The sequence below is a fragment of the Streptomyces sp. Edi2 genome (genome assembly GCF_040253635.1).
GTDB lineage: Bacteria > Actinomycetota > Actinomycetes > Streptomycetales > Streptomycetaceae > Streptomyces.
The window spans coordinates 1419323-1442316 of sequence record NZ_JBEJGX010000003.1; the positions used below are offsets into that span (position 1 = coordinate 1419323).

Sequence of the window (22994 nt, forward strand, 5' to 3'; positions counted from 1 at the left end):
ATCCATGGCACGCGAGCCGGCGCATACCGCTGCAGGGTACGAGCCGCGGGAGCGAATCCGTGGGTTACTTCGATGAGAGCGGTGCTCTCTAATCGGTGGCACTCTCCGGCGGGCCGGGCCCTCAAGTAGACGGGCTGTGGCTTCAACGCCGTCGCTGACCAGGTTCGTGGTGTTGATCAATTCCACATTGGCGGATGGGTCACCATGGGCAAGGTCCGGCGTCAAGCGATCTCGTTCTCCGACTTGACGGCGCACGTTGACGGCAATCGCCTCCCGGCACAGCCTGGCATGCTCACTGCGAGCACGGCAGTAGCTGTCGCCATCTACTCGTCGGCACGTTCGCGCTCCGGTGTAGCCAGTTCGATGCCCCGTACGCGTCGGAGCCAGAGCGAACAGCGACGCACCAGCAATGCCGCAGGGCTCCCATGCCTCAGTCAAGAGAGCAGTGAGGCCACCGTCGCCGACAATGAAGATGCCCGGCCGAACTGCAGGTGCCACTGCGGTACAGAGCGGAGCGGACGGAGAACATCGTGCGCTGGACGGAGTTCGGGCGGGGCGGGCACTTCGCGGCCATGGAGGAGCTGGACCTCTGGTGGAGGACGTACGGGCGTTCTTCCGGCAGCTGCGCGAGAAGGGCTGAGCCGTCATCTCTGCTTGTGGCGAATCTGCGGCGGGCAGAGAAACCGCATCCGGGGATCTCCCGAGGTCAAGAGTGGAGTCGACGGCATCCCTGCCTCGACAAGGAGACCAGATGACTTCACTCACCACGCTCCCGCCCCGCGCGGAGGAGGGCGACACACCGCCCAGCCGCTTCGACGACCATCTCGCGGCACAACTGCTCGCCCAGCGGATCGTCCTCCTCGGCACACAGGTCGACGACGTGTCGGCCAACCGGGTGTGCGCGCAGCTGCTGCTGCTGTCGGCGGAGGACCCGCGCACCGACATCAGCCTGTACATCAACAGCCCCGGCGGGTCGGTCACCGCGGGTCTCGCCATCTACGACACCATGCGGCTCATCCCGAACGATGTCTCGACGCTGGCGATGGGGTTCGCCGCCAGCATGGGCCAGTTCCTGCTCACCGTGGGGGCGCCCGGCAAGCGGTTGGCGCTGCCGAACGCGCGGATCATGATGCACCAGCCCTCAGCGGGCATCGCTGGCACCGCCGCGGACATCGAGATCCAGGCGGAGAACCTCCAGTTCACCAAGAAGGCCGTCGAGCGGATCACCGCCGAGCACACCGGGCAGAGCGAGGAGACGATCGCGCGGGACGGCGACCGGGACCGCTGGTTCACGGCCGAGCAGGCCAGGGAGTACGGAATCGTGGACCGGGTGGTGGAGTCGCTCGCCGACATCCGCCCGGCCGCGTCGCGCCGACGGATGGGGTTGTGACATGGGGTCGTACACGGTTCCCTACGTCATCGAGCGGACCGCGCAGGGTGAGCGGTCCTACGACGTCTTCAGCCGGCTGCTGAACGAGCGGATCATCTTCCTCGGCACCGAGATCGACGACGGAGTCGCCAATGTGGTCATCGCGCAACTCCTGCATCTGGAGTCGGCGAGCCCGGAGCAGGAGATCTCGATCTATCTCAACTCGCCCGGTGGATCGTTCACTTCGCTGATGGCGATCTACGACACGATGACGTTCGTGCAGGCGCCGATCTCCACGTTCTGCGTCGGTCAGGCGGCGTCGACGGCGGCGGTGCTGCTGGCCGGCGGAGATCCCGGGCGACGGTTCGTACTCCAGCACGCGCGGGTGCTGCTCGGCCAGCCGGCCAGCGGCGGCCGGCAGGGGACGGTCTCCGACCTCAGCCTCGCGGCCAAGGAGATGGTCCGCATCCGCTCGCAGGTGGAGGAGGTCCTGTCCCGGCACACGCATCACGACGTGGCGACGCTGCGCGCGGATATGGACCGGGACAAGGTGCTCACCGCCGAGGAGGCCGTCGCCTACGGGCTCGCCGACGAGGTGCTGAGCCGACGGTTCGCGTTCGTCTGACCCCGCGCGGCCGTGGCGAAGGCCGGCGAGCCAGCCGGTACGACGGTGGTGCGCCCCGTCGTACCGGCCGTCGGTTCGGTCAGGCGGCGAGGCAGAGGCCGTCGTACTGCGCCGTGGGCGACGTGCGGCCCCGGCCCACCCGGCTCCGGGCGTACCGGGCCAGGTCGTCCTGGGCGAGCGAGAGCAGGTCGGCGAGGCCGAGCCCGAGGGCGTGGGCGGCGGCCGCGAGCACCTCGGAGGAGGCCTCCTTGCGTCCGCGCTCCAGCTCCGACAGGTACGGCATCGAGATCCGGGCCGCCTCCGCGACGTCCTTCAGCGTGCGCTCCTGGGCGAGCCGCTCGCGCCGCAGCACATCGCCGACGAGGTCCCGCCACAGGGGTTCCCTCGGCGCGGGCGTCTGTGGGGCTCCCGCCGGTCGCTGCGGGGCGCGGGTCGCCCCACTGGAACCGGGCGGCGTGGTCTGCGGGCGCAGGGGGATGACGCGGGCTTCGTTCGGCGCATGAGTGCTCACCCCTTCAGCCTAGTGAGCTTGTTCCGCTTTGACGGACACCATTGGTGTGGTGGTCAGGCTGCGAGTGCGGTCTCATATTCGGCGGGACTGCGGTAGCCGAGGCTGCTGTGTAGTCGGTGCAAGTTGTACCAGCCCTCGATGAAATCAAAGATCGCGGTGCGGGCGGCGGCCCGGCTGGGCCAGGCGGCAGTGCCGAGCAACTCTCGCTTGATGGTGGCGAAGAACGACTCGGCGAGCGCGTTGTCCCAGCACTGGCCGGTGCGGCCGACCGACAGCCGGATGCCGAACTGGTCAGCCAGGGAGGCGAATTGCTGACTGGTGTACTGGCACCCGCGATCGGAGTGGAAGATCACCGGACGGGTGGGGCGACGCTGCCGGCAGGCGGCCTTGAGAGCATCGGCGACCAGATCGGTCCGCAGGTGATCGGCTGTCGCCCAGCCCACCACCCGGCGCGAGGCGATGTCGATGACAGTGGCCAGGTAGAGCCAGCCCTCCTCGGTCGGGATGTACGTGATGTCGCCGCACCAGCGAGCGTCGAGGGCCGCTGCGTCGGGCCGGAAGTCCCGGACAACGAGGTCGGGCCGCACGGCAGCTCGTGGATCGGGGATCGTGGTCGGGTGCCGCCGTCTGCGGTGCCGGCCCTGCAGCCCGGCGGCCCGCATCAGCCGGGCGACGCGGCGACGGCCGCATCTGGAGCCCTCACGCTTCAGTGCGGCGTGGATGCGTGGGGAGCCGTAGGTGCCGCGCGAGTGCTCATGGACTTGCGTGATCTGTTCGGTCAGCTCGGCGTCGCGGGCTGCCCGCGGGCCGGGAGTACCGGTGCGGCGGGCGTAGAAGGCGGTTCTGGAGACCCTCAGCAGTTCACACGCTCGTTTGACGTTGTGGCCGCTCTGCTTCTCCGCCTCGATGAACGGGTGCACCGTCACCGGGTCTCCTTCGCGAAGAAAGCCGTGGCTCGCTTGAGGATGTCGACGTCCTCGCGCAGTCGGCGGTTCTCTCGCCGCAGCGCGGCCAGTTCCTCGCGTTCGCTGCTGGTCAGGCCTTCGCGCTCGCCCGCGTCGACCTCGGCCTGGCTGACCCACAGCCGTACTGCCGTCTCGGTCAGATCGAAGTCCTTGGCGATCTGACCGGCCGAGCGGTCACCGCGCCGGCACAGCTCGACGATCTCCGCCTTGAACTCCGGCGTGAACGAACGGCGAGGGCGAGGCTTCTTCTTCCCCATGCTCTCCATGATGGACATCCTCCCGGGGCAGAACCCCTGATCTCTGATGTCCGTCAAAGCGGATCAAGCCCAGGACATCGTGGCGCGCTACGAAGCCAGAGGCCCGCATCGAATGGCGCCCGAGGCAGAAGACCTGCGTAGGTACGTGCAAGAACTCTTGGAAGGTCGGCAGCCACCCCGCCAGCAGGAAGCACTGTTCCGACTGGCAGCACAAGCTTCCGGACTGCTCGGCTACATGGCCGTGAACGCTGGCCGTGACTCCTTGGCGGAGGCGTACTGCGCTGAGGCTGAGAAGCTCGCAAGTGCCATTGGCGCTCAAGACCTCCTGATGTGGATCGCCGGCACCAGATCCCTCAACGCGTACTACTTGGGTGACTTCGCGACGGCCGCCGGGTGGGCGGACGCAGGCATTGACCTTGCACCTGGGCATCCGCAGGCTATCCGGCTGTTGGCCAATGGCCGGGCGAGGGCACTGGGCAAGGTGGGCGACAGGAAGGGAGTCGAACGGGCACTTGCCGAGGCAGAAGAACTCACTGTGCGGCACCGGCTACCTGGCGGACTCACCTCATGCATCTCCTTCGCCCCCTACAGCCCGGCCCGAACACTGGCAAACGCGGCAACTGCGCATCTCGCGCTCGGTGATACTCAGCGAGTCCTGGAGTGTGCTGACCGGATCGACGATCTCGTCGAGCGATCCGATTCCGCATGGAGCCGCGCGCTGGTCCGTCTGGATGTGGCTACGGCGCTCCTCAATGGGACAAGCCCTGACGTCGAGCACGCGATGACGATTGGGCAGCAAGTGCTCTCGGCCGGTAGCGGACCGCCGATTCGCTCCGTCGTTCAACGTGTTGGTGAGTTGAACGCTCGCACTGCACACTGGCGAGAACAGCCCAAGGTGCGGGAGTTCGCCGAAGTGCTGCAGACGTGGAGGGCGACCCCACAGAACCAGCTCATCTCCAAGGTCTGCGACGATGACACACTCGTGTGATCGATCAAGGAGCAGCGGGTGCAGCGACTCCAATACGAACAGGCTTCCTTTCCGCCGGCCCCGCCCCCATCTCTGACAGATCCCTCAGTGATCGCCAGGCACGAATGGGCCGCCTTGGACAGGGTCAACGAGATGGTGAACCACTGGGACAGACCCGGGTGGACATCATCCACTCGCGCGTATTACTGGATGATCACCTTCCCCGGCGCTGCGGCGCTCATCCAGCGGGCTCAGCAGTGCCAACAGGCGCTGCGATCCCTCGTCTTCGACGACATCCCCGAAGACGGCCTCCACCTGACGCTTGGACGCATCGGGCCGTCGACCGAGATCTCGCTGGCCCAGCTGGATTCTTTGATCGCTTCCGTCCAGGTCGCCGTCTCCTCCTTTTCCCTGCAGGCAGTGCCTATGACCGCCTCCCGTGGCGCGATCCGCTTCAGCGTCGGGCCATGGACACCCTTGATCGACCTGCGCATCATGCTCGCGAAGGCGGGGGCTAGCGTCGGCCTGCCGCTCCGGAAGCCGACATCGGGATTCCGCCCACACGTCGGCATCAGTTACTGCAACCGACTAGTGCCTGCGACCAGCGTCCGGGACGTGGTGAGACCCTTGCGCGCTCTCGAAACCGTGGAGACAGAGGTAAGACAGGTACACATCGTCGAACTGCGTCGTGAGCCGTCGGCATACCGATGGGAGGTAGTGCGCACGCTCGACCTCCCCACAGCGCCGCTGCGACGAAACGAGGGAACGCGCGCAGGCCAAGCACGGGACGGCCTGCACGCGTTCGAACACGGTGATCATCGGAGACTCCCTTGAGGACGTCCGCACGGGACTTGTGGGCGGCGCCTCGGTTCTCGGTGTGACCTCGGGCAAGACCTCCGCACAGGACCTCAAGGAAGCGGGGGCCGAGGTTGTCCTCGACAGCCCGGAAAACGTAGCGCAGCTGGTGGCTGCGATCGCTGCCGTCACACCCTGAACAGGCGCCCCTCGTCTGGAGAGCAACAGTCCTGTCAGCCCCATACGCCGCGGGTCTACACTGCCGATCATGACGCAGAGCCCTGTCGAACTGGTGATCTTCGATTGTGACGGCGTACTGGTGGACAGCGAGCGGATATGCGTCAAAGTGGACGCGATGATCATGGCTGAACTGGGATGCACGTTCACCGAGGAAGAGATCATCGAGAAGTTCGTCGGCTCATCCACCGAGGTCTACACGGCCGCCGTAGAGGAGCAGCTTGGACGGCGTCTGGAGAAGGACTGGCTGCAGCAATACGAGCATCTGTACCAGGCGGCCTTCGACGCGGAATTGACCGCTGTCGATGGCGTCGCAGAAGCCCTGAGCAGCCTCACCACACCCGTCTGCGTCGCATCGAACACTCACCACGCCGGCATCCGGAGAAACCTGGAGATCGCGGCGCTGAGCGACCACTTCGAGGAGCGCATCTTCAGCGCAGACGACGTCCCCCGGGGCAAGCCTGCCCCCGACCTCTTCCTGCACGCTGCTCGCTCCATGGGCGTGGAGCCCGAGCAGTGCGCGGTGATCGAGGACAGCGCGTACGGAGTTCAGGCAGCACGTGCCGCCGGCATGCGGGCCTTCGGCTATTGCGGCGGTCTCACACCGGCCACGCGACTGGAAGGACCAGGCACCACCCTGTTCGACGATATGCGCGACCTGCCCAAGCTGCTGGCCATCGCTCGGCACTGAACTTCAGCAGTGCAGTTGCAAGCAATCGGACCGGCCGCTGCGCCATTCGCGACCGGTCCGCGGGTATTTGCCGACGGGCCTGCTTACCTCACGGCAGCCGTAGCCCACGTTCGTGAGACGGAGGTACTCCTCCCGCTCACGGTTGAGCTTCCATCTCCTGGTTACTTCAGGCCCCGGTGACCTCGATGGCCGCCAGGTTCTTCTTGCCCCGGCGAAGCACCAGCCAGCGTCCGTGCAACAGCTCGTCAGCCGTGGCCACCGTGTCCTCGGAGGTCACCTTCACGTTGTTCACGTAGGCGCCCCCCTCCTTCACGGTGCGGCGGGCGGCCGACTTGCTCGCCACGAGGCCAACCTCCGCGAACAGAGCGGTCACCAGGCCGAGTTCGCTCACCTTGGCGTTCGGGAGCTCGGAGAGCGCGGCGGCCAACGTCGCCTCGTCGAGGTCGGCGAGTTTGCCCTGCCCGAACAGCGCCTTCGACGCGGCAATCACGGCGGCGCACTGGTCGGCGCCATGCACCAGCGTGGTCAGCTCCTCGGCAAGCGCACGCTGAGCGGTACGGGCTTGCGGCCGCTCCTCGGTCACCTTCTCCAACTCCTCAAGCTCCTCACGGGACTTGAAGGAGAGAATGCGCATGTACCGGGAGATGTCCTGGTCGTCTGTGTTCAGCCAGAACTGGTAGAACGCGTACGGCGTGGTCATCTCCGGGTCAAGCCATAGCGTACCGGTCTCCGTCTTGCCGAACTTGGTGCCGTCCGCCTTCGTCAACAGCGGCGTCGCGAGCGCGTGCACCTCGGCGTGCGGCTCCATGCGGTGGATCAGATCCAGGCCGGCTGTGAGGTTGCCCCACTGGTCGCTGCCGCCCGTCTGGAGGGTGCAGCCGTACCGCCGGTACAGCTCCAGGAAGTCCATACCCTGGAGCAACTGGTAGCTGAACTCCGTGAAGCTAATACCTTGATCGGACGCCAGGCGCTGGGCGACCGAGTCCTTGGTGAGCATCTTGTTCACCCGGAAGTGCTTGCCGATGTCCCGCAGGAACCCGATCACGGTCAGGCCCGAGGTCCAGTCCAGGTTGTTGACCATGGTCGCCGCGTTGTCGCCCTCAAAGGACAGGAACGGCTCGATCTGCGTGCGCAGTCGGGTCACCCACTGGGCGATGATCTCTGGGTCGTTCAGGGTGCGCTCGGCGGTCGGCCGAGGGTCGCCGATGTGACCAGTCGCGCCACCCACGAGCGCCAGCGGCCGGTGCCCGGCCTGCTGGAGCCGGCGGAGGGTGAGCACCTGCACCAGGTGGCCCACGTGCAGGCTGGCCGCGGTCGGGTCAAAGCCGCAATAGAACGTGACGGGACCATCCGCGAGAGCCTTGCGCAATGCGTCCTGGTCAGTGACATGGGCGATCAGCCCGCGCCACTGGAACTCGTCGACGATGGCCGTCACGGTCCTGTGTCTCCTAGAGTCGCGTGTGTGAGTTTGGCGGCCAGTGTAGTGCTCCAGGCGGGCCTTCTGCGTTTGCACTGGTCAGCGGTTGTTTCGAGCAGCGCCCAGGTCGTCGTGCGCCCCGGAGTGTCCTGAATCACGCCACCCGAACCATACGTCGAGTAGTCGGTCGATCACAGCTTTACTGTGACTGCGATAGTCGCGCACCAGTGCTTTGCCATTGGCCACGAGTCGGGCCCTGAGCGCAGGATCATGATCGATTGCGTCGATGGTCTGACCGAAATCTCGTGCGGCCCGCTTAACGTCATCCGGAGATACCAAGGGATACAGCACATTGCCTTCGAGCTCATAACCAGCGATCGGTGGCGGGGAGACGAACATCGCGGCATTTCCAAGCTCGGGCAGGCTGCCTATTCGGTGGGCCACAACAGGTACTCCTAACTCCATCGCTTCAAGCGCAACTCGTGGGAGTCCTTCCGGGCCGAGGGACGGTACGAGCAGGATCCTGGTGCGGTTGTAGATCGTGGTGGGGTCCGGACTGAAGGAGGCCACTTGGACGCTCGGTGAGGGCGATGCATACGGCGGGACGTCGGGCCAGGTCTCCACGACAAGGTAGGCGTCGTCGGGGCGCTGACGAACGAGTGCGTCCCAGACACGCCGGCCCTTGATGGGGTGGTGGTTGATCAACGTCAGGGACCGGCCCGCCGCGCCTACGGGCGCCGGGCTGATTCGTCGCTCGGGCAGGAGGTTAGGAAGCACCTGCGCTGGCACGCCGGTCTGGCTGTGGAAGGCATCGGCGATCGTCTGGCTGACCGCGTGCACACTCGCCTGCCGCATCAGATCGTAGTAATGCCGGACCTCGGCGGCAGGGTGGTCATGGCCTGTGGGGTAGAGCTGGTCGGTCACGAGCACTGCTACATGCCGACCACTCGCAAGGCATTCGTCCAGCACGGCACGATGCGCTTCGTTGAGCCGGACTGCGCAGGAGTTGAGCAGGATCACCTCGGGGTCCAGGTCCTTCAGAAGATCTCGAAGAGCCTGCCGGTACGCGCTCGCTTGCCCCGGAGCGCCGATGAGGGTTTCGTGGACAGTGCAACCCTGGACGGTCCGGGTTCTGCGCTCGGTTCCGGGATTTGTGCGTTGGGCGATGCAGGCGAGGCTGGCCGGGCGCCCTCGGCTGATGACGCGTTGCAGCAACTCGCGAACTTGAAGAAACAGGCCATTGGTGAAGCCCTCGCGGGTGAAGTCGTCCAGACTCACGAAGACGGTTCCGGGCATGGAGTTACTCCTTGTGGGCCGCGGTGGCGGCGAAGAAATCGAGCAAGGTCCAGAGCCGGGTAGCGATCTTGCTGTGAGCCGAGGGCGGGCCGGTGACGCTGAGGGGGCTGGGGGAGAGCATTTTGAGGCTGGCGATCGCTGAGTACAGGTCGAATACGCGCTGCCGAAAGGGGCCGACGCACAACGGGGCGGCGACTTGTTCGATGCAATCCGCCTCTGGTCCACGGGCCAGAAGGCCGGCGCGAGCGACGCCGAGGGGGTAAAGGGCGTCACCGAACCCCAGCTCGTCCAGGTCGACGATTGCCGTGACTCTTCCGCCATCCACCAGCACGTTCTGGTGAGTGGCATCGATCAGGTAGGGCAACGGGTCGATGCGATCGAACTCGGAGCGTAGCTCGCCGATCGTTTTGCGGATTTCTCCGATGGCCGGCCTCTGCCGCTGCGCGGGCGTTAGCTGATCGATTGCGCCTGTGAAGTACTCACAGAGCACGTCCGACCAGCGGGGGTGGCAGCGAAGGTCGCTGTAACTGGCGATGCCGCCGTATCCGGGACCGGGCGGAAGGTCGCTCATGCGGTGTCGGATGTCGAGCAGGTCGCCAGCAACTGTGCGCTTCTCCGCGGCCGTAAGGTCGGCGTAGACGTTACAGAGGTCATCCCCTGGGGCTTGCTCAACGAGCATGATCGGCCAGGGCAGTTCGGTCCCGGTTAGGTCCATGGACAGCACGCGGGGAACGGGCACTCCCACCCGAGCGAGCTGGCGCCGCCAATACGCGAATCCGGCAAAGCACTCGGCGCGGTCGTGTCGAGTGATCCGCGCAATCACGGACTCACCGGACTTCAACCCCACCGTGAACACGAAGTGACTGCGGCCCATCGAGATTCGGCAGGCGGTCACTGCCTCTTGGCGCAGGCATCGACTGGCAGCCTGTAGGACATCCTGCTCTGTGGGTGGCTTCATGGCAGGAGCAATTCTGTTGCCGCGAGCGGGATAACACTCAGGCTGGCGTAGCCCCGAAAGAACGACCAGGTCGTCTCGAAGTCGTCGGTGCTGACGATCAGGCCAGGCACGCCGAGGCAACCCGCGAGGTGACCCAGGCCGCTGTCGCACCCCACGAAGAGTCGGCATGACAGCAGGCGGGTGACCATCTCGGGAAGCTCTGCCCGTACGTAGGTCAGGTCTTGGCCAAGGTAGTCCTGGGTGTCAGGGCCGCCGAGGATCTGGACTTCGCCGTGTGCTGCAAACTGGTTCAGAAGCCGTCGGGCGGACTGTCGCGGCAGCGGGGTGCTGGAACGCGCATCGAGCTGGCAATACACCACATTTTCCTGGCCATTGAGCGTTGGCGCTTCGCGGAGGGGAAGTGGCGACATTCGGTGGCGAGCTCGTCCCCCAAAGGCGCCAGTGACTGCGTGGTTGAACCGGTCAAGCCATGGGAGGCTCCATGACGATCGGGCGAAGATCGCGTCGCCGCTGATCGCCTCGCTGGGCGAAGGGGAATACCTCACTCGCCCGCATGCGAAAACCTCGACAACTTCGGCGAGGATGGGCGAACCAGTGACGGCAACTGACGCTATGGCGTTGTCGCGGCAGTAGTTCTCCAGGCCAGTTATGATGCCCAGCGCATCGCCGAGACGATTGTGCCGGGCGAACCGCATCACGGATCCGTCGGGAAGTGTCGTTGGCGGCGTGTCCGCCTCTGACGGAACTCTTGCCGCATCGGTGAGCTGTTCGCTCAGGCAGCGCAGGCCACGTTGGCCGCAGCGCCACGTCTGGGGAACTGCCGGGATGTCCACTGCAGGCTTCTGGTGGGCATCGACAAAACGCACCTCATCGAATCCGAATTCCTCGATGAGTTCACCGATCGCTGATGGCCCGCTCACCTCGACATGGGGTATTCCATGAATCTGGGCGTAGGAGGCCAGGCCAGCCGTCAGCTCGACGCAGTCACGAGTGGAGAGGTCGGCGGCGGCAAAGTGTGTCGGCAGCCCTTCTCTTCCGTTGATCGTTGGTCGGTTCACCGGGCCTCCTCGTGCGCGTCTGTATCCGGATGAATGGCGTCGAACTGTCGCTTGCCCTTGAGGAGGCGCACAACCAGCTCCCTGGCGTGAGAACCGGAGAAGTACGGGTTGAGGGAGTACACCCGCAGAGCCACGACCGGCTCGCCACTCAGGGTGTAGAACGCCGCGGAGGTCTTGCTCAGCGCGATCTGTTCGGCCTCCGGTACGCGTTGACGCGACAGCCACGCGAACAGGTCAGACGTGTACTGGTTTATTCGGCGCACCGAGCTGGTGTCGCTGAAGTCCTCCTCGGTAGCAGCCGGGTCATCCGGCGGGTAACAGCGCAAGAACACATCCGGGCCGTACGAATGTTTGTTGATGACTGTCATGTCGCTAGCTGCCAAGGCATCAACGTGTCGTCGAAGGGCTTCGGCTGTCTCAAGCGCGTGACCGAGAAGTTTCCGCATTCCCTGCTTGCCCAGGGCCTGCAGGCCAACCCAAGTCGCGACCATGTTGGCCGCTGACCTAGACGTTTCCAGTGTGAAGGTCCCGGGGTTGTAGGCGTCCTTGTCATGGAACAGCGGAGTCATGACTCCGCCGTCACGACGTAGCCGCGAGAAGTCTCGCCCGTCTCGCATGATGATCATGCTGGACGTGTACGGCGCGAACCCTGTCTTGTGGAAATCGGTTCCGAACGAGTCGGCGTGCCGCACTGTTCTCAGGCGCTCCACAAGCCGTGAGAGTTTTACCACCACAGGCGGGCTGAATCCAAGGGGATTGCGATGCAGGTCGTAATCGAGGAAGCAGAGATACGCCCAGCCGACGACAGTGTCTGCATGGACATGGGGCATGTAATCCAGTCCATATTCGGCGGCCAGCCGATCCCGCATAGCAGCGATCTCGACGAAGTCATCAACAGCCATATTGGAGGTCGTGCCGCCAGCGCCCATGATGCACGCAAGTCGGTGCCCGCGTGCCAGCACGTCGCGGCAGGCTGCTTCCATTGACTTCAGGTCTGTGGTCTGGTCGGGCAGCGACGCAGCGGATACGTAGTTTTGGGTACCGATCCCAAGCCACGCGCAGGCGGACTTCTGCGAGTAGTGCGCCGGCCAAGAACCGACGACGGCTATCCCAGGCTCGATCCCCCGCTCGGCGTGGTCGGGCTGCGCCTTGGAGATGCCAACGTTGATCGCGTACAGGTTGGTCGCAGTACCCCCGAACGTGAACAGGCCACCTGCCTGATCCGGGTCGTACCCCGCCAGCCGCGCCATCGCCTGGGCGCAGGACAGCTCGGCGGTAAGGGTCTCGGCGGCATCCTCTCCGGTGACGCCGTTCGGCATGAACAACGACACCGCGCACAGCGCCGCCAGGTTGACGAACGACGGCGGCGGAACGACGTTCTTGGCGAACATGTGGTGATGCACCTTGACCGATCCAGCCAGCCACCAACGCAGCTGGCTGAGAACCGCTTCCGAGGCAACAGGGTCGTCTGGAAGGTGTCCGCTGCCCACCGGTGAGCGCCCGTCTTCCTGACCCCAGCGCGGATACACGGGCCCCGCACCCTGATGGCTCAGCACCTCATCAAGTGCACCGCGGATGAGCTCGACAAGCACGTCCGCGTTGTCGCCATCGGGGCGCAGAAACAGGCCATTGCGCCAGTCTGCGAAACGATCCCCATACCCGGAGCAATCAGTTGTCATGGCGGACCCCAGTGCCTTGGAGGAGCAACACGACCGCGCTCATCGTCCGGGCTTCCCGTAGAGCTTCATGCGCTCAGGTCGGGACGTGCGCCGTCGGCCGGAGGCAAGGTCCTCACAGGCGACTGAGATAGACCACACGAGATCGTCACGCTGACGACGCACAACCGCGACACGTTCCGCGGCGCCAGCGTCACCCTCGACGAGTTGCTCGGCATGCATGATCCGCAGCGTCTCCACCGACAGGCGATCCAGCGCCGAACCGATCGACTCAGTAAGGGGAGGCACGTCTTGGTCCGCACTCCACGCCGCATCAAAGATTCGATCGATCTGCTCGATGAGTTCGTGGCGACGGCTGTTGAGTTCGTCGATCTCCCGCTTGATGGCCGGAATCTCCCCGTCTCCAGCTCGCCGCACCCGATCTTCGGCGTCCCACTGCCGGCTGTTGTTCAAATGCAGCCGGTTCAGCGGCGGCAGCAACTCCGACGAGCGAGGAAACGGCATCCCGGCGAGAGCATCCTCGCACCATCCACGTTGCCCATTTTGCATGTCGAGGCAGGACTTACCCTGAAGGATTACAGTTCGCGGGTCTTGATCACGCTCACCCGTATCCAGATCCAGCTGAGCTGGCATATTCGTCATCAGCGGTATCCCCCTTCGGTATCTCGTTGGATCAGCCCCTGCCGACGGCCATGGGAGACAGCCGTGAGCGCGAGCGGAGGGTGGATGCCAGAGTGGCTCATCGGCGCGAGTCGATCACATCACCGTTGTGATATGCCCATGACTCGCGCGCCAATCGATCACTGAAGCGATTAGGGCCTGTGTGATGTCGTGATCAATCGGCTGCTCGCAAGAGGTCTTCGATCCAGATCATCGAGGCGCGAACTTCGAGGCCGGCGAGGTAGCTCTCGGGCATCTTGTCGAAGCGTGTGGCGATGCCGCGCCAGTCCTTCAGCCGGTTGATCAAGCGCTCGACGGTGTTTCGTTCCTTGTAGAGGCGTGCGTCGTGGCTGACGGGCCTGCCTCCTCGGCTGCCTTTCTTCTTGCGGTTGGCGGCTTGGTCCTTCTTCTCCGGGATGACTGCCTTGATGTTGCGTTTCCGCAGGTAAGAGCGGTTGCCGCGGGACGAGTAGGCCTTGTCTGCGGCGACGGCGCCCGGCCGGGTGCGGGGCCGGCCGACCGGCAGGCGGACACGGATCTTCTTCAGCACGGGGAGGAACTGCGGGCCGTCCGCGGCCTGCCCGGCGGTCAGGACGAACGACAGCGGCCGGCGCTTCCGATCGGCGGCGAGGTGAATCTTGCTGGTCAACCCGCCACGGGACCTGCCGAGCAGGGCCTCCTTCAAGCGGAGCTTGCGCCGTCGCCGGACGCGTCGCCGCTCTTCCCGCTCGGGGCCGCTTCCGTCGTCCCGCCCGTTCTGTCCCGTCTCGCCGCCCCCCTTTTGCCGGGCCTGTTCCTGCTCGGCGGCAGCTTCGTCCAGGGCGTCCATGACGTCCTTGCCGATGCGCATCCCGGCGGCGTCGTGGTGGCCGCGGGAAGTGGTGGAGTCCACGCTGACCAGGGACAAGTCCGTCTTCCCCTGACGGGCGGCCTCGGCGATCAGACCCTCCAGAAGGGCCGTGAAGACACCAGCGTTCCGCCAGACCCGAAAGCGTCCGTAGATGGTGGGCCAGGGACCGAACTCGCCCGGCATCTCACGCCACTGCGCGCCTGTCCTGAACCGCCAGATCACCCCCTCGAACTGATCCCGCAGCCTCTCGGGGTACGGACGCGTACTCGCCTATCGGCAGATACGGCTCGATCAACTTCCACTGCTCGTCGGTGAGTTGCCTGCGCGTCACAGTCTTCGTTCCTACCGGATCCGCCCTCCCCGCGGATCCAGATCAGCAGGATTGATCACAACACCACACAGGCCCTAGCAGCGCCGCTGTGAACGTCACAGCACAGAGCAGGACTTGGCGAATCTGGGCCGCCTCGTCATCGACGCGCCCGCCGGCCGGCCAGCCCAACTGCGCGAGGTCTCGTCATCATGGCGCCCAACTGTGTGCTCCGGGCGAACCACGGGTCCCGTAAGGTCTGCTTCCATGCAGCGGTTGGCGATCTTCGATCTTGATAACACCCTTGTTGACCGCCAAGGTCCCCTGACCGACTGGGTCTCGGAATTCTCCTCACAGTACGCGCTGAGTGATCTCGACCGGGCGGATCTGCTCCAGTTGGTGCACGCGCGTGCCTACCCCTCGGCCTTCGAGGCGATCCGTGCTCAATACGGCCTTACCCCTTCGGCCGAGGCGTTGTGGCGTGACTACAGCGCATACATGGCTCGTTCGGTCACCTGCCCTGCTGATGTACTTGAGGGCCTGTCCACGCTCCGACGCATCGGATGGCAGGTCGTCGTCGCCACGAACGGCACCACCGAGATCCAGACCGCGAAAGTGGCTATGTCAGGGATCGTCGATCATGTTGATGCGGTGTGCGCCTCTGAGGCAGTCGGAGTGCGCAAGCCGGAGGTAGCGATGTTCGAGAAGGCTGCCGCCGCATGCGGAGCCGACCTCGCACTCGGCGGCTGGATGATCGGCGACGGCGTGGACACCGATGTCCGCGGCGGCAGAGCGGCCGGACTACGCACCATCTGGGTCAGCGGCAGCAGGACCTGGCCCGGAGGCGACGCGGAGCCGGACCACACCACCAGTGATGTATGTCAAGCGATCGCTCTCCTGCTCACCACCGTGGGCTGAAAGGACCTCGTCGTGGACTCTGAAGCGATCACGGTTGGGCTGCTGCATCCTGGCAGCATGGGCGCCGCCTTCGGCGCCCAGTTGCGACGGCACAACGTGCAGGTGTTGTGGTGCGCGGACGGCCGCAGCAGCCGGTCCCGGGCACGGGCCGAGAACGCCGGTCTGGAAGACGTACATCACCTTCCGCAGCTGGTGGCGCACTCCGATGTGCTGCTGTCTCTGTGCCCGCCTGCCGCGGCGGTGGATGTCGCACAGCAGGTGGCTGCCTGCGGCTTCGACGGCCGGTTGTACATCGAGGCGAACGCGATCACGCCGCGCCGCGTCAGGGATGTCGCAGAGCTTCTTCCCGGCGCCGTGGTCATCGATGGCGCGGTGGTCGGCTCCCCGCCGGTGGGTGGCAAGCAGCCCACGTTGTATCTGTCCGGCCCCGCTGACGGCTGCTCTCAGGTCGCGTCCCTGTTTGCCGCGAGTGACGTAAAACCCCATGTGCTGGGTGCCGAGGTGGGTACGGCCTCTGCGCTGAAGCTGTCGTATTCGAGTTACCAGAAGGTCTCCCGCATCCTGGCGGCGCTCGCCTACGGCGTCGCTGATGCGAACGGCGTTGCCGACGAGCTCGTCAAGATCGCCGGGAAACGGGGTGGCAGCTACCTGACCGAGACTGGCTACATCCCCAAGACTGCCTCCCGTGCCTGGCGCTGGGGCCCTGAACTGCACGATGCAGCAGATCTGCTGCGGGAGGCCGGGCTGCCGGACGATCTGATGCGAGCAGCCAGCGGAGTTCTTCACCAGTGGGCGGGCGCCCGAGACCGTGAACTCACCGTCGCCGAGGCGCTCGCGCTCCTGCATGTCGACCACGGTCGTGAGGGGCATGACGAACCATAGCCGGGTCCGCGCGGTTCGCCCGCGGTCAGATACCGCGGCGAATCAGCAGATCGATCTTTTGCGCCGCCTCTGCAGGCGAGATGACGTCGGTATCGATCCGTAGGTCCCAAGCGAAATCCGTGCTGGTCTCGATCTCCCGGGCCGTCGCGTCCCAGGCGGAGAGGCGGGCTTCGGTATCACTGTCACCACGCCCCTTGGAGCGGTTCGCGGTGCTCTCCCGCGAACACCACAGGAGCACGCTGTTCCACGAGGCGGGGAACTTCTCCGCCACCGCTTCAATCCCTGCGATCTGCCCGAGATGCAGGATGGGAATGCACCCGTCCTGCATGGCCTGGGCAAGGCTGGGACGGTCCACGAGGTAGATGTTGCCGTACCTGTGGTTGCGGTAGATCACGTCTCCGCGTGCCTCAAGCTCTGCGAGCTGCTCGGCGGTCCCCATGCGGTAGCCATGGGTGCGGCCACTACCAATCTTGAGACGCGTGAACGCGCGATAGGCGTCGTTGAAGTCGCACAGTGCCGTGGTGATGGTGTCCTTCCCGGATGCGGGTGGACCGTACAGCAGAATGCCCTGGCTCATGCGAACACGGTCCCGAAGACCTGCCGAACCTGATCAGTGAGGGAGATCGCCGTACCGAGACGGTTGTCGACCACCAAGTGCGGTACAACCGGCCGAATTTCCGGATCAATCGTCGCCGCGTACTCGTCCCAGTTCTGCAACTTCCAGCTGTCGCGGGCTGCCGAGCGGAAGCTGATGTACTCGTGCATGGTCTCAAGGTCACACCGGATCCAGATGACCGCCACCGTCACTCCCCGTGCCTCACACCGGTTGATCAACCGGCGCATCCACCGCTCGTCGCTCACCTCGGCAACGAATGGCGCGGTGAGCACAGTGCTGATCGAACAGTCGACATTGGCGTAGGCGGTCTCCAGCAAGCACTGGTACTCCAAGGGCCGCACCTTCTCCCGATATGCCGGGGAGTGGCGGTCGTTTGGATCGCTTCCCAACTCGACGAGCAGCCGCTCAACAAGCGGTCGGGTGATGGGATCTTTATCGAGGACCGGCCACCCGGTGAGCCGCGAGATGAACCGTGAGAACTCCGACTTCCCACTGCCGGCGAGGCCGCCCACCATCAAGAGGGTGGGTCGATTCGGATCGCCGCCCGTGTGACGACGTTTCCACGCATCAATGATGCGCTGCTGAACCTCCTGCCCCTTGCTGTCGGCACTACCCGGAGCGATCTGCAGTACCGCGCGCTCAACGGCTAGCACGTGGTCGCCGAGCGGCTCCACCTTCGAGGGCGTGAGCCGGAGCTGCGTCTGCTCACCCGGCAACGCCTTCCGGAACCCCAACTCAGGCTCGGTAGCCCGGTACAGAAGGCAGTAGGCCCGGCGGTAGTGCGGGCCGGGATACACCTCACCCTGCTCGTGCTGCCACAACGTTTGGAAGTTCGCTGCCGGCACGGTGAGTCCGGCGGCGCGCGCCACTTCACGTAGCCGCTCACCGGCACCCTCAAGCGTCAGGCCATGTGCTTCGCGCATGGAGCGAAGCTGGCCCGGATGCCACCCCGCGCGGGTCTTCGCCATGACTTCTACCGCCTGCCCGTTACTCACCATGATCGGGACACTAAGTCTGCCCCGCGCGAACGCATGTGTAAGCGGATGTTGAAAAGTCACGTCGCTCGATGATGAGCGGCTTGGCCAAGCACCAGTGATACTCCGCGGCACCGAACGCAGATGTGATGGGCCCCACCCCGGCGGAGGACCTGCCGGAGCCAAGGTTGATCACTCGGCGAGGGAGACGATCACAGTGTCGAGACCGCGAACTACCGAGGTAGCTGCTGCGTGGGGCGGTCGCCGGTGCACCGCCTGCCGGTGCCACTTGAGCCGGTATAACAGCGACACCGTCTGTTCCGCCTGTAACCGCACTGAGACTGTGGCACAGCCAGCGTGTCCCTTCGTCCCGACCCAGGTGTGGACCTACGAGGACATCAAAGACTCCTTAGTTCAGCGGGACTTCGGCAGGCTCTGCCAGCTCGTACGAGAACGCGGCCATCTCCGTCAGGAGGACATAGCGCTCCTGACAGGCCTGAGCCAGGCTTTCCTATCGATGCTTGAGTCTGGACAGCGGAGGCTCACGAACATCGATCGCATCATCGTGCTTCTGGACGGCTTGAACGCACCCGCTGATCTCACAGGCCCGATGCTCCGTCAGTCCCCCTCGGGCCGGCTCCACCGTGCCAAGCGGTGTCCTGACCCGGCCGCGGGCACGAGGTCGCCAACCAGCTCAAGTACCTCTCCAACGTCTTCCCCCTCACCCTGATCTACGTCGGTGTCGGCGTTCAGGAGCGCGGCATCCTGCACGAGGGCTTCGAGCCGGGCAACAGCCCGCTCGCCCAGTTCGGCCGCCGCACCACCGCGCTGACGCTGGCCCCGTTTCAGGTCGCCGACGAGGAAGGCCGCCGCCAGTGGCGGCTGCTGCTCAAGACGATCGAGCACAAGCTCGTCCTCGCCGACACCTATCCCGGCATGCTCGCCGAGGACCTCTCGGACTACCTCTTCGCCCGGTCCACCGGCCACTTCGCCTCCCTGATGGCGCTGATCAACCGCAGCTGCCTGCGCGCGATCCGCACCGGCGCCGAGCGCCTGGACGAGGAGCTGATGAGCCGCGACCGTTGCCGGAGCCCGGCTCGCCCTGGCAGGCCGATTCCTCCAATACCTCGGAGGCAACCTCACCCGCTCCGCCGAAAAGCACTGGCGTGACATGTTCGGCGACGGGGGCCAGGAGTACACGCCGACGAGCAACGCATCGACGGCGTAGTACGCGTCTTGCTTGCCCGGGCGATCGACCAGGCAGCCGAAAGGCCCGGGGCTTATGACCGCAGCCTTCTTCGCCCTGGAGGGTCAACGATGAAAAGGTTTACTGCTCAGATGAATGGAATCGGGGGCGGATCCACGAAGAGTCCGCGTTGAAATGGAAGCACGTTCCAGCTACCGCATCATGTGCCTGGCTGGCATCCGTCAACTCGACCTCACGCAGCACTGCCTGAAGACCTTCGCCGACTGTGACAAGCCCCGGATCGACCGGCGGAAGCAGCATCAGACGCTGTGGCTGCCGGCAACGAATCCGCCGGCTGCCTGGTATGTATACCCCCTTCCGTTCTCATGGGACTGGCCCCGGAATGCCCATCTGGCGTTTGAGCATGCGCCGGGCGAAACCTGGGAGGGCGACACCATGGTGCCCGGCATCGAGGTGCGGCTGGCTAACGCGCGGCCCATCTTCGGCTGGGGTGAGCACTCCATCCCGGCCGACGCTCCACTGCGTCGGGCGAGACTGCACCGGACCTGCCGCAACTGGCAGTTCGCCTGGTGGCTGCGGGCCAACCGAGCAGTTCCTGAAGCCGAACCCTCTGCCGCCACTGCACACCCCGAAGGTCCGGAGCAGTTGCTGCTCAGGTAGCCCAGAGCGGGGCCGGGTCACAGAACCTGGCCCCGCCTGGGTTCGTAAAGAGCGTCGAACCCGGTGGGGACAACCGACGTCCGCATTTGTGGGCATGCATGCGAAGAATTTATGGATTCCGACATTACCTCAAAAGACTCCTATAGACTTCCGAATGACGGAACTTATACGAGGGCCCCGCCTTCCGCAGAACACCGAGCTTATGGGCATGCTCGAGAAACGTCATGAGCCGCAGTGGCGTTTGACTGAGAATTGCCCTGAGTGGGCGGGCGATCACGAACATCCCCCAGGCCGTATATCGAAAGGCGAAAAAGATCCCAACGACAAGTCCGATAATCACTCCCAGACCACAGAACGCCACGGCAAACACCACCACAACCTCGTCTACCATTTCAGGAGGGGTGGTTGGCGGGAGGGAAAAGCACGCCCCTAGCACGGCGGCTACGGAAATCGCCGTAGAACCTGCCCATATAGCGAATATCTTCACGAACGTCCTACGGTCAATTCGCAGGCTTCCCAGTGGGCTAATTGGCAGCGCCGTGTCCGCGGTGCGTGGAGTCCAGCAAAAACCCATGAGGAATAGGACGACTCCGCAAGCAATCCACCCGATCGACTGAGTCGAGAAAAGAATGCTCGCCAGGTTCGGCCCTTCACGCATATGCAAAGTTCCGGCATAGCTCTCGTCCATCGACTGGCGCGTCATCCTGGCCACGCAGCCAGCCGCAGCGCCGATCAGGGCGATATAGGGCTTGAACTTCCAACGGACACCATTCGTCAAGACCCTGTAGGAGCTCCTGAGCACTGACCGCAAAGTAAGGAAAGTCAGCAACGCAAAGATAGCAGGGATCGTGAACGCGACGGCGGATACTCTCTCGTGGAGCAGAGGAAGGAAGAGAAGGAGGAAGGTCGCCAGTGCCAGTCCTAGACTCGTCCATGTCACCGTTCGTCGCGATACACGGTGGAAATCCCACCATCTGATCTCTGTTGCTCCGCCAAGGGTCAGGCTCATATGTCGGGCAATGGCACGATGTGCGCGCACCGCCCTCTCCGGGGTGAGTCGCCCTCGCGGACTTCCAGAGGCATCGCCTGAATACACAGCAGGGATATACGCACGAAAGAGATACTTCTTGACGGCTTCCGCATCGGGAAACCGGGATCGGTCACACAATTCGTCAGGTGAAGGTACCGCGTGTGCGCCACTCGCGGGTCTGGCCTTGTAAATAGTTCGACAGACAAACAGGGCCAGAGGCGTACGCAAGGCTTCTCCCAGCACGCTATTGCTACCGAGCTCTTGAACGATCGAGTCCCAGCGCCTCGCGGTCTGGGTGCCCGCACCCCCAGAGTCACGCAACAGGTAGTCGCGAGCTTCTGCCGCAGGCACGGGACTCACTTCAATCCCCGCCGCCCCGGTTAGGCGAATGCCAGCACCTGAACCAACCGTCAAGGCCGATCGGAAGTCTTCCGTACGACTGGACAAAACCATCGGCAGTCCCATCAGAAGGGACTGATTAATCTTATCTAGGACCGAGTACCTGCTCTGGCTGGGAACTTCGTCGAATCCATCCAGGATCGGCAAGATGAACTTTCTCTTGAGAAGAGCACTTGCCTTACTTGGGGAGCCTTCTTCATCCAGATAAGGGTACTCGGTGAACGGATGCTCAAGAATCAGCCGCTCACTCATCCAAGAGTGAAGGTCGTGATCGTCAGGGTTCCATTCAGCCAGCGGAAAGATAACTGGCACGGGACCTCCGCTTTCCCTCTTTTCCAGCAGGTCCCATTGGAGCCGGGAAAGCAAAATCGTCTTTCCGGCTCCAGGCTCCCCGAGCACAACGAGTCGGCCGGTCGGGCAACGTTCGAGTATCTTAGTTAGATCATTCCCCTGACCATCAAGATCATCAACGCGCGTGAGCCAATCAGCGGATTGGTCAGCCGTAAACCCTGGGAAGTTTCTGGCAACTTTACTTTGCTCTTCCAGGTCGTCAACTAGGTCGCTTGGGGCTGCCGTCCATGGAACTGGCATGGGGTAAGGATCGTTGAGGCGGAATCTGCGTTCTGTTTGAGCGCGTTCTTCGATAAGCCCTTGCGCCAGTCTGTCAGCCGCATCGTGCAAGCTCTTACCGCTTACGCGCTCGAACCGGGAAGTGCGTGAGCTGTTCCAGGTGATGAAAAGGCTCGCTACGCCCGAGAGGCCGGTGAAAGCCGCAAGGACTGGTAGTCCCTTCGAGCCCGACATGCTCAAGCCTCTTGCCGCCCAGAAGGCCATGCAGACAGCAAATGCCGCAAACGCTGCGACTGTGAACTTGTACCAAAACCCCCTGCGCATCATGCGGCAATTATGCCGCTGGGCTCCTCGAAGCCGCAGGACTACAGAGCATCAAGCGACGGCTCTCCTTCGGGCTTCGGTCCTTCAGTGAACGCTTCCTGGCGGTATGACTCGCTCGATGCTGGGTTGAGTGACCGGGCCAGCTACCGCCTGAGCGCGCTCGCGGAGCTGCGGAGTCCGGCTCATCAGCCCGAGGGAACTACCGCCTGCTCCGGCACCTGAGGTGTCTGCGCCAGTGGTCTGCCTCTTCAGTCAGAGATCATGGAGGTAGGCGCGGGGCCCAGGAGTCGTGTTCATGGGCCGCCCCGACCGCGCCACGCGGGCCGCCATCACTCAGCGCCGCGCCGACGCAATCGATCTGCGTCTGGCTGGGGTCGACTGGCTGACCATAGGCCGCAAACTCGCCGCCGCCCCGGCCATCAACAGCGACGGGATCGCGTATCCGCAGGGCTACGGCATCGAGAAGTACCGTCAGGGCCTGGAGCAGCCCAGCGACAAGCGGCTGATCGAGCTCGCCTGTAAGGATTCCCAATGATGCTTGTCAACTGGCGGGCGTCATGTTCCGCGTAGGCGGAGATCGCGCCGACAGAGCCGTCCACCCCCGCTCCCAGCGGGGGCAGCGCCTTGAGCAGCACGCAACTTCATTATCAGCATGGGTACCCCCATGGAGCGGCTGCTCAGACACCTCCGATGACCGCCCACCTCTGGGATTTTTCAGGGACTTTCAGCTCTGTCAGAGGGAGTTTCGAGGGACTTTCGGCCGCCTAAGGCGGCA

25 protein-coding genes and 2 pseudogenes are annotated in these 22994 nt (G+C 64.5%); 13 read left to right on the forward strand and 14 right to left on the reverse strand.

Annotated elements, in window-relative coordinates; genetic code table 11:
* Positions 1 to 476 precede the first annotated feature (476 nt).
* The 3 genes and pseudogenes from ABR737_RS09680 to ABR737_RS09690 form a co-directional block, all read left to right on the forward strand.
* Positions 477 to 640 (forward strand): annotated as a pseudogene (locus ABR737_RS09680) (epoxide hydrolase); the annotation flags it as partial.
* 111 nt (positions 641 to 751) lie between these two features.
* The gene (locus ABR737_RS09685) at positions 752 to 1390 is read left to right on the forward strand and encodes an ATP-dependent Clp protease proteolytic subunit (RefSeq protein ID WP_350249779.1); all 639 of its coding nucleotides are present in this window, start codon (positions 752 to 754) and stop codon (positions 1388 to 1390) included.
* 1 nt (position 1391) lies between these two features.
* Positions 1392 to 1994: a ClpP family protease gene (locus ABR737_RS09690; RefSeq protein ID WP_350249780.1), complete on the forward strand. Its 603-nt coding sequence runs from the start codon at positions 1392 to 1394 to the stop codon at positions 1992 to 1994.
* 79 nt (positions 1995 to 2073) lie between these two features.
* Here ABR737_RS09690 and ABR737_RS09695 read toward each other — a convergent pair whose 3' ends face one another.
* The 3 genes from ABR737_RS09695 to ABR737_RS09705 are packed head-to-tail and all read right to left on the reverse strand — an operon-like array spanning position 2074 to position 3736.
* A complete protein-coding gene (locus ABR737_RS09695) occupies positions 2074 to 2505 on the reverse strand; it encodes a helix-turn-helix domain-containing protein (RefSeq protein WP_350249781.1) in 432 nt (143 codons plus the stop codon).
* 53 nt (positions 2506 to 2558) lie between these two features.
* A complete protein-coding gene (locus ABR737_RS09700; RefSeq protein ID WP_350248784.1) occupies positions 2559 to 3431 on the reverse strand; it encodes an IS3 family transposase in 873 nt (290 codons plus the stop codon).
* Positions 3428 to 3736 (reverse strand): transposase, encoded by a 309-nt coding sequence (locus ABR737_RS09705; protein WP_502964272.1) that lies wholly within the window; start codon positions 3734 to 3736, stop codon positions 3428 to 3430. Before ABR737_RS09705 ends, ABR737_RS09700 begins: the two co-directional genes overlap by 4 nt.
* Before the next feature lie 37 nt (positions 3737 to 3773).
* Between ABR737_RS09705 and ABR737_RS09710 the strand changes: the two genes are divergently transcribed.
* The 4 genes from ABR737_RS09710 to ABR737_RS09725 all read left to right on the forward strand — a co-directional run bounded on the left by ABR737_RS09710 (position 3774) and on the right by ABR737_RS09725 (position 6417).
* On the forward strand, positions 3774 to 4715 hold the full coding sequence (locus tag ABR737_RS09710; protein ID WP_350249782.1) for an NsdA family TPR-like regulatory protein: 942 nt from the start codon (positions 3774 to 3776) through the stop codon (positions 4713 to 4715).
* A gap of 18 nt (positions 4716 to 4733) precedes the next feature.
* Positions 4734 to 5528, forward strand: coding sequence for a 2'-5' RNA ligase family protein (locus ABR737_RS09715; protein ID WP_350249783.1), 795 nt, complete (start codon positions 4734 to 4736; stop codon positions 5526 to 5528).
* Positions 5506 to 5688 (forward strand): HAD family hydrolase, encoded by a 183-nt coding sequence (locus tag ABR737_RS09720; protein ID WP_350249784.1) that lies wholly within the window; start codon positions 5506 to 5508, stop codon positions 5686 to 5688. Before ABR737_RS09715 ends, ABR737_RS09720 begins: the two co-directional genes overlap by 23 nt.
* A gap of 69 nt (positions 5689 to 5757) precedes the next feature.
* Positions 5758 to 6417, forward strand: coding sequence for an HAD family hydrolase (locus ABR737_RS09725; protein WP_350249785.1), 660 nt, complete (start codon positions 5758 to 5760; stop codon positions 6415 to 6417).
* Between the two features lie 166 nt (positions 6418 to 6583).
* Here the strand turns inward: ABR737_RS09725 and tyrS are convergent, their stop codons facing one another.
* From tyrS to ABR737_RS09760, 7 genes and pseudogenes are all read right to left on the reverse strand, one after another.
* On the reverse strand, positions 6584 to 7852 hold the full coding sequence (tyrS, locus tag ABR737_RS09730) for a tyrosine--tRNA ligase (RefSeq protein WP_350249786.1): 1269 nt from the start codon (positions 7850 to 7852) through the stop codon (positions 6584 to 6586).
* Between the two features lie 81 nt (positions 7853 to 7933).
* A complete protein-coding gene (locus ABR737_RS09735) occupies positions 7934 to 9130 on the reverse strand; it encodes a glycosyltransferase family 4 protein (RefSeq protein WP_350249787.1) in 1197 nt (398 codons plus the stop codon).
* Positions 9131 to 9134: 4 nt separating this feature from the next.
* Positions 9135 to 10088: a phosphotransferase family protein gene (locus ABR737_RS09740; RefSeq protein WP_350249788.1), complete on the reverse strand. Its 954-nt coding sequence runs from the start codon at positions 10086 to 10088 to the stop codon at positions 9135 to 9137.
* On the reverse strand, positions 10085 to 11146 hold the full coding sequence (locus ABR737_RS09745) for a glycosyltransferase family 9 protein (protein WP_350249789.1): 1062 nt from the start codon (positions 11144 to 11146) through the stop codon (positions 10085 to 10087). The genes ABR737_RS09740 and ABR737_RS09745 overlap by 4 nt, the downstream gene beginning before the upstream one ends.
* Positions 11143 to 12825, reverse strand: a complete 1683-nt coding sequence (locus ABR737_RS09750; RefSeq protein WP_350249790.1) for a pyridoxal phosphate-dependent decarboxylase family protein — start codon at positions 12823 to 12825, stop codon at positions 11143 to 11145. The genes ABR737_RS09745 and ABR737_RS09750 overlap by 4 nt, the downstream gene beginning before the upstream one ends.
* Before the next feature lie 39 nt (positions 12826 to 12864).
* Complete coding sequence (locus ABR737_RS09755) at positions 12865 to 13464, reverse strand: DUF4254 domain-containing protein (protein ID WP_350249791.1); 600 nt, start codon at positions 13462 to 13464, stop codon at positions 12865 to 12867.
* Positions 13465 to 13657: 193 nt separating this feature from the next.
* Positions 13658 to 14663, reverse strand: a pseudogene (locus ABR737_RS09760) (IS5 family transposase).
* A gap of 243 nt (positions 14664 to 14906) precedes the next feature.
* Here ABR737_RS09760 and ABR737_RS09765 point away from each other — a divergent pair.
* Together ABR737_RS09765 and ABR737_RS09770 are read left to right on the forward strand one after the other, a co-directional pair.
* Positions 14907 to 15557: an HAD family hydrolase gene (locus tag ABR737_RS09765; protein ID WP_502964302.1), complete on the forward strand. Its 651-nt coding sequence runs from the start codon at positions 14907 to 14909 to the stop codon at positions 15555 to 15557.
* A 12-nt stretch (positions 15558 to 15569) separates the two neighbouring features.
* The gene (locus ABR737_RS09770) at positions 15570 to 16439 is read left to right on the forward strand and encodes a DUF1932 domain-containing protein (RefSeq protein WP_350249793.1); all 870 of its coding nucleotides are present in this window, start codon (positions 15570 to 15572) and stop codon (positions 16437 to 16439) included.
* 25 nt (positions 16440 to 16464) lie between these two features.
* Here ABR737_RS09770 and ABR737_RS09775 read toward each other — a convergent pair whose 3' ends face one another.
* Together ABR737_RS09775 and ABR737_RS09780 are read right to left on the reverse strand one after the other, a co-directional pair.
* Positions 16465 to 17016, reverse strand: coding sequence for a guanylate kinase (locus ABR737_RS09775; protein ID WP_350249794.1), 552 nt, complete (start codon positions 17014 to 17016; stop codon positions 16465 to 16467).
* Positions 17013 to 18053, reverse strand: a complete 1041-nt coding sequence (locus ABR737_RS09780) for an AAA family ATPase (protein ID WP_350249795.1) — start codon at positions 18051 to 18053, stop codon at positions 17013 to 17015. The genes ABR737_RS09775 and ABR737_RS09780 overlap by 4 nt, the downstream gene beginning before the upstream one ends.
* A 355-nt stretch (positions 18054 to 18408) precedes the next feature.
* On the opposite strand from ABR737_RS09780, the gene ABR737_RS09785 reads away from it, so the two are divergent.
* Positions 18409 to 18759: a helix-turn-helix domain-containing protein gene (locus ABR737_RS09785; RefSeq protein ID WP_350256734.1), complete on the forward strand. Its 351-nt coding sequence runs from the start codon at positions 18409 to 18411 to the stop codon at positions 18757 to 18759.
* Here ABR737_RS09785 and ABR737_RS09790 read toward each other — a convergent pair.
* Complete coding sequence (locus ABR737_RS09790) at positions 18648 to 19016, reverse strand: hypothetical protein (RefSeq protein WP_350257156.1); 369 nt, start codon at positions 19014 to 19016, stop codon at positions 18648 to 18650. The two genes, ABR737_RS09785 and ABR737_RS09790, sit on opposite strands and share 112 nt — an antisense overlap.
* Between ABR737_RS09790 and ABR737_RS09795 the strand changes: the two genes are divergently transcribed.
* Both ABR737_RS09795 and ABR737_RS09800 read left to right on the forward strand, forming a co-directional pair.
* Positions 18966 to 19199: a hypothetical protein gene (locus tag ABR737_RS09795; protein WP_350249796.1), complete on the forward strand. Its 234-nt coding sequence runs from the start codon at positions 18966 to 18968 to the stop codon at positions 19197 to 19199. The two genes, ABR737_RS09790 and ABR737_RS09795, sit on opposite strands and share 51 nt — an antisense overlap.
* 211 nt (positions 19200 to 19410) lie before the next feature.
* Positions 19411 to 19896 (forward strand): hypothetical protein, encoded by a 486-nt coding sequence (locus tag ABR737_RS09800; RefSeq protein WP_350249797.1) that lies wholly within the window; start codon positions 19411 to 19413, stop codon positions 19894 to 19896.
* Positions 19897 to 20020: 124 nt separating this feature from the next.
* On the opposite strand, the gene ABR737_RS09805 is transcribed toward ABR737_RS09800, so the two are convergent.
* Positions 20021 to 22222: an NACHT domain-containing protein gene (locus ABR737_RS09805; protein ID WP_350249798.1), complete on the reverse strand. Its 2202-nt coding sequence runs from the start codon at positions 22220 to 22222 to the stop codon at positions 20021 to 20023.
* A 292-nt stretch (positions 22223 to 22514) separates the two neighbouring features.
* On the opposite strand from ABR737_RS09805, the gene ABR737_RS09810 reads away from it, so the two are divergent.
* Positions 22515 to 22754 carry a hypothetical protein gene (locus ABR737_RS09810; protein ID WP_350249799.1) on the forward strand — a complete coding sequence of 80 codons (240 nt, stop codon included), beginning with the start codon at positions 22515 to 22517 and terminating at the stop codon, positions 22752 to 22754.
* The last annotated feature ends 240 nt before the right edge of the window (positions 22755 to 22994 follow it).

Excerpts from the sequence above, each read along its gene's own strand:
- ABR737_RS09685 (WP_350249779.1), top strand. The coding sequence starts at position 752 with ATGACTTCACTCACCACGCTCCCGCCCCGCGCGGAGGAGGGCGACACA.
- ABR737_RS09690 (WP_350249780.1), top strand. The coding sequence starts at position 1,392 with ATGGGGTCGTACACGGTTCCCTACGTCATCGAGCGGACCGCGCAGGGT.
- ABR737_RS09705 (WP_502964272.1), bottom strand. The coding sequence starts at position 3,736 with ATGGAGAGCATGGGGAAGAAGAAGCCTCGCCCTCGCCGTTCGTTCACG.
- ABR737_RS09710 (WP_350249782.1), top strand. The coding sequence starts at position 3,774 with ATGTCCGTCAAAGCGGATCAAGCCCAGGACATCGTGGCGCGCTACGAA.
- ABR737_RS09725 (WP_350249785.1), top strand. The coding sequence starts at position 5,758 with ATGACGCAGAGCCCTGTCGAACTGGTGATCTTCGATTGTGACGGCGTA.
- ABR737_RS09735 (WP_350249787.1), bottom strand. The coding sequence starts at position 9,130 with ATGCCCGGAACCGTCTTCGTGAGTCTGGACGACTTCACCCGCGAGGGC.
- ABR737_RS09740 (WP_350249788.1), bottom strand. The coding sequence starts at position 10,088 with ATGAAGCCACCCACAGAGCAGGATGTCCTACAGGCTGCCAGTCGATGC.
- ABR737_RS09750 (WP_350249790.1), bottom strand. The coding sequence starts at position 12,825 with ATGACAACTGATTGCTCCGGGTATGGGGATCGTTTCGCAGACTGGCGC.
- ABR737_RS09755 (WP_350249791.1), bottom strand. The coding sequence starts at position 13,464 with ATGACGAATATGCCAGCTCAGCTGGATCTGGATACGGGTGAGCGTGAT.
- ABR737_RS09765 (WP_502964302.1), top strand. The coding sequence starts at position 14,907 with ATGCAGCGGTTGGCGATCTTCGATCTTGATAACACCCTTGTTGACCGC.
- ABR737_RS09775 (WP_350249794.1), bottom strand. The coding sequence starts at position 17,016 with ATGAGCCAGGGCATTCTGCTGTACGGTCCACCCGCATCCGGGAAGGAC.
- ABR737_RS09780 (WP_350249795.1), bottom strand. The coding sequence starts at position 18,053 with ATGGTGAGTAACGGGCAGGCGGTAGAAGTCATGGCGAAGACCCGCGCG.
- ABR737_RS09795 (WP_350249796.1), top strand. The coding sequence starts at position 18,966 with ATGCTCGCCGAGGACCTCTCGGACTACCTCTTCGCCCGGTCCACCGGC.
- ABR737_RS09800 (WP_350249797.1), top strand. The coding sequence starts at position 19,411 with ATGGAAGCACGTTCCAGCTACCGCATCATGTGCCTGGCTGGCATCCGT.
- ABR737_RS09805 (WP_350249798.1), bottom strand. The coding sequence starts at position 22,222 with ATGATGCGCAGGGGGTTTTGGTACAAGTTCACAGTCGCAGCGTTTGCG.
- ABR737_RS09810 (WP_350249799.1), top strand. The coding sequence starts at position 22,515 with ATGGGCCGCCCCGACCGCGCCACGCGGGCCGCCATCACTCAGCGCCGC.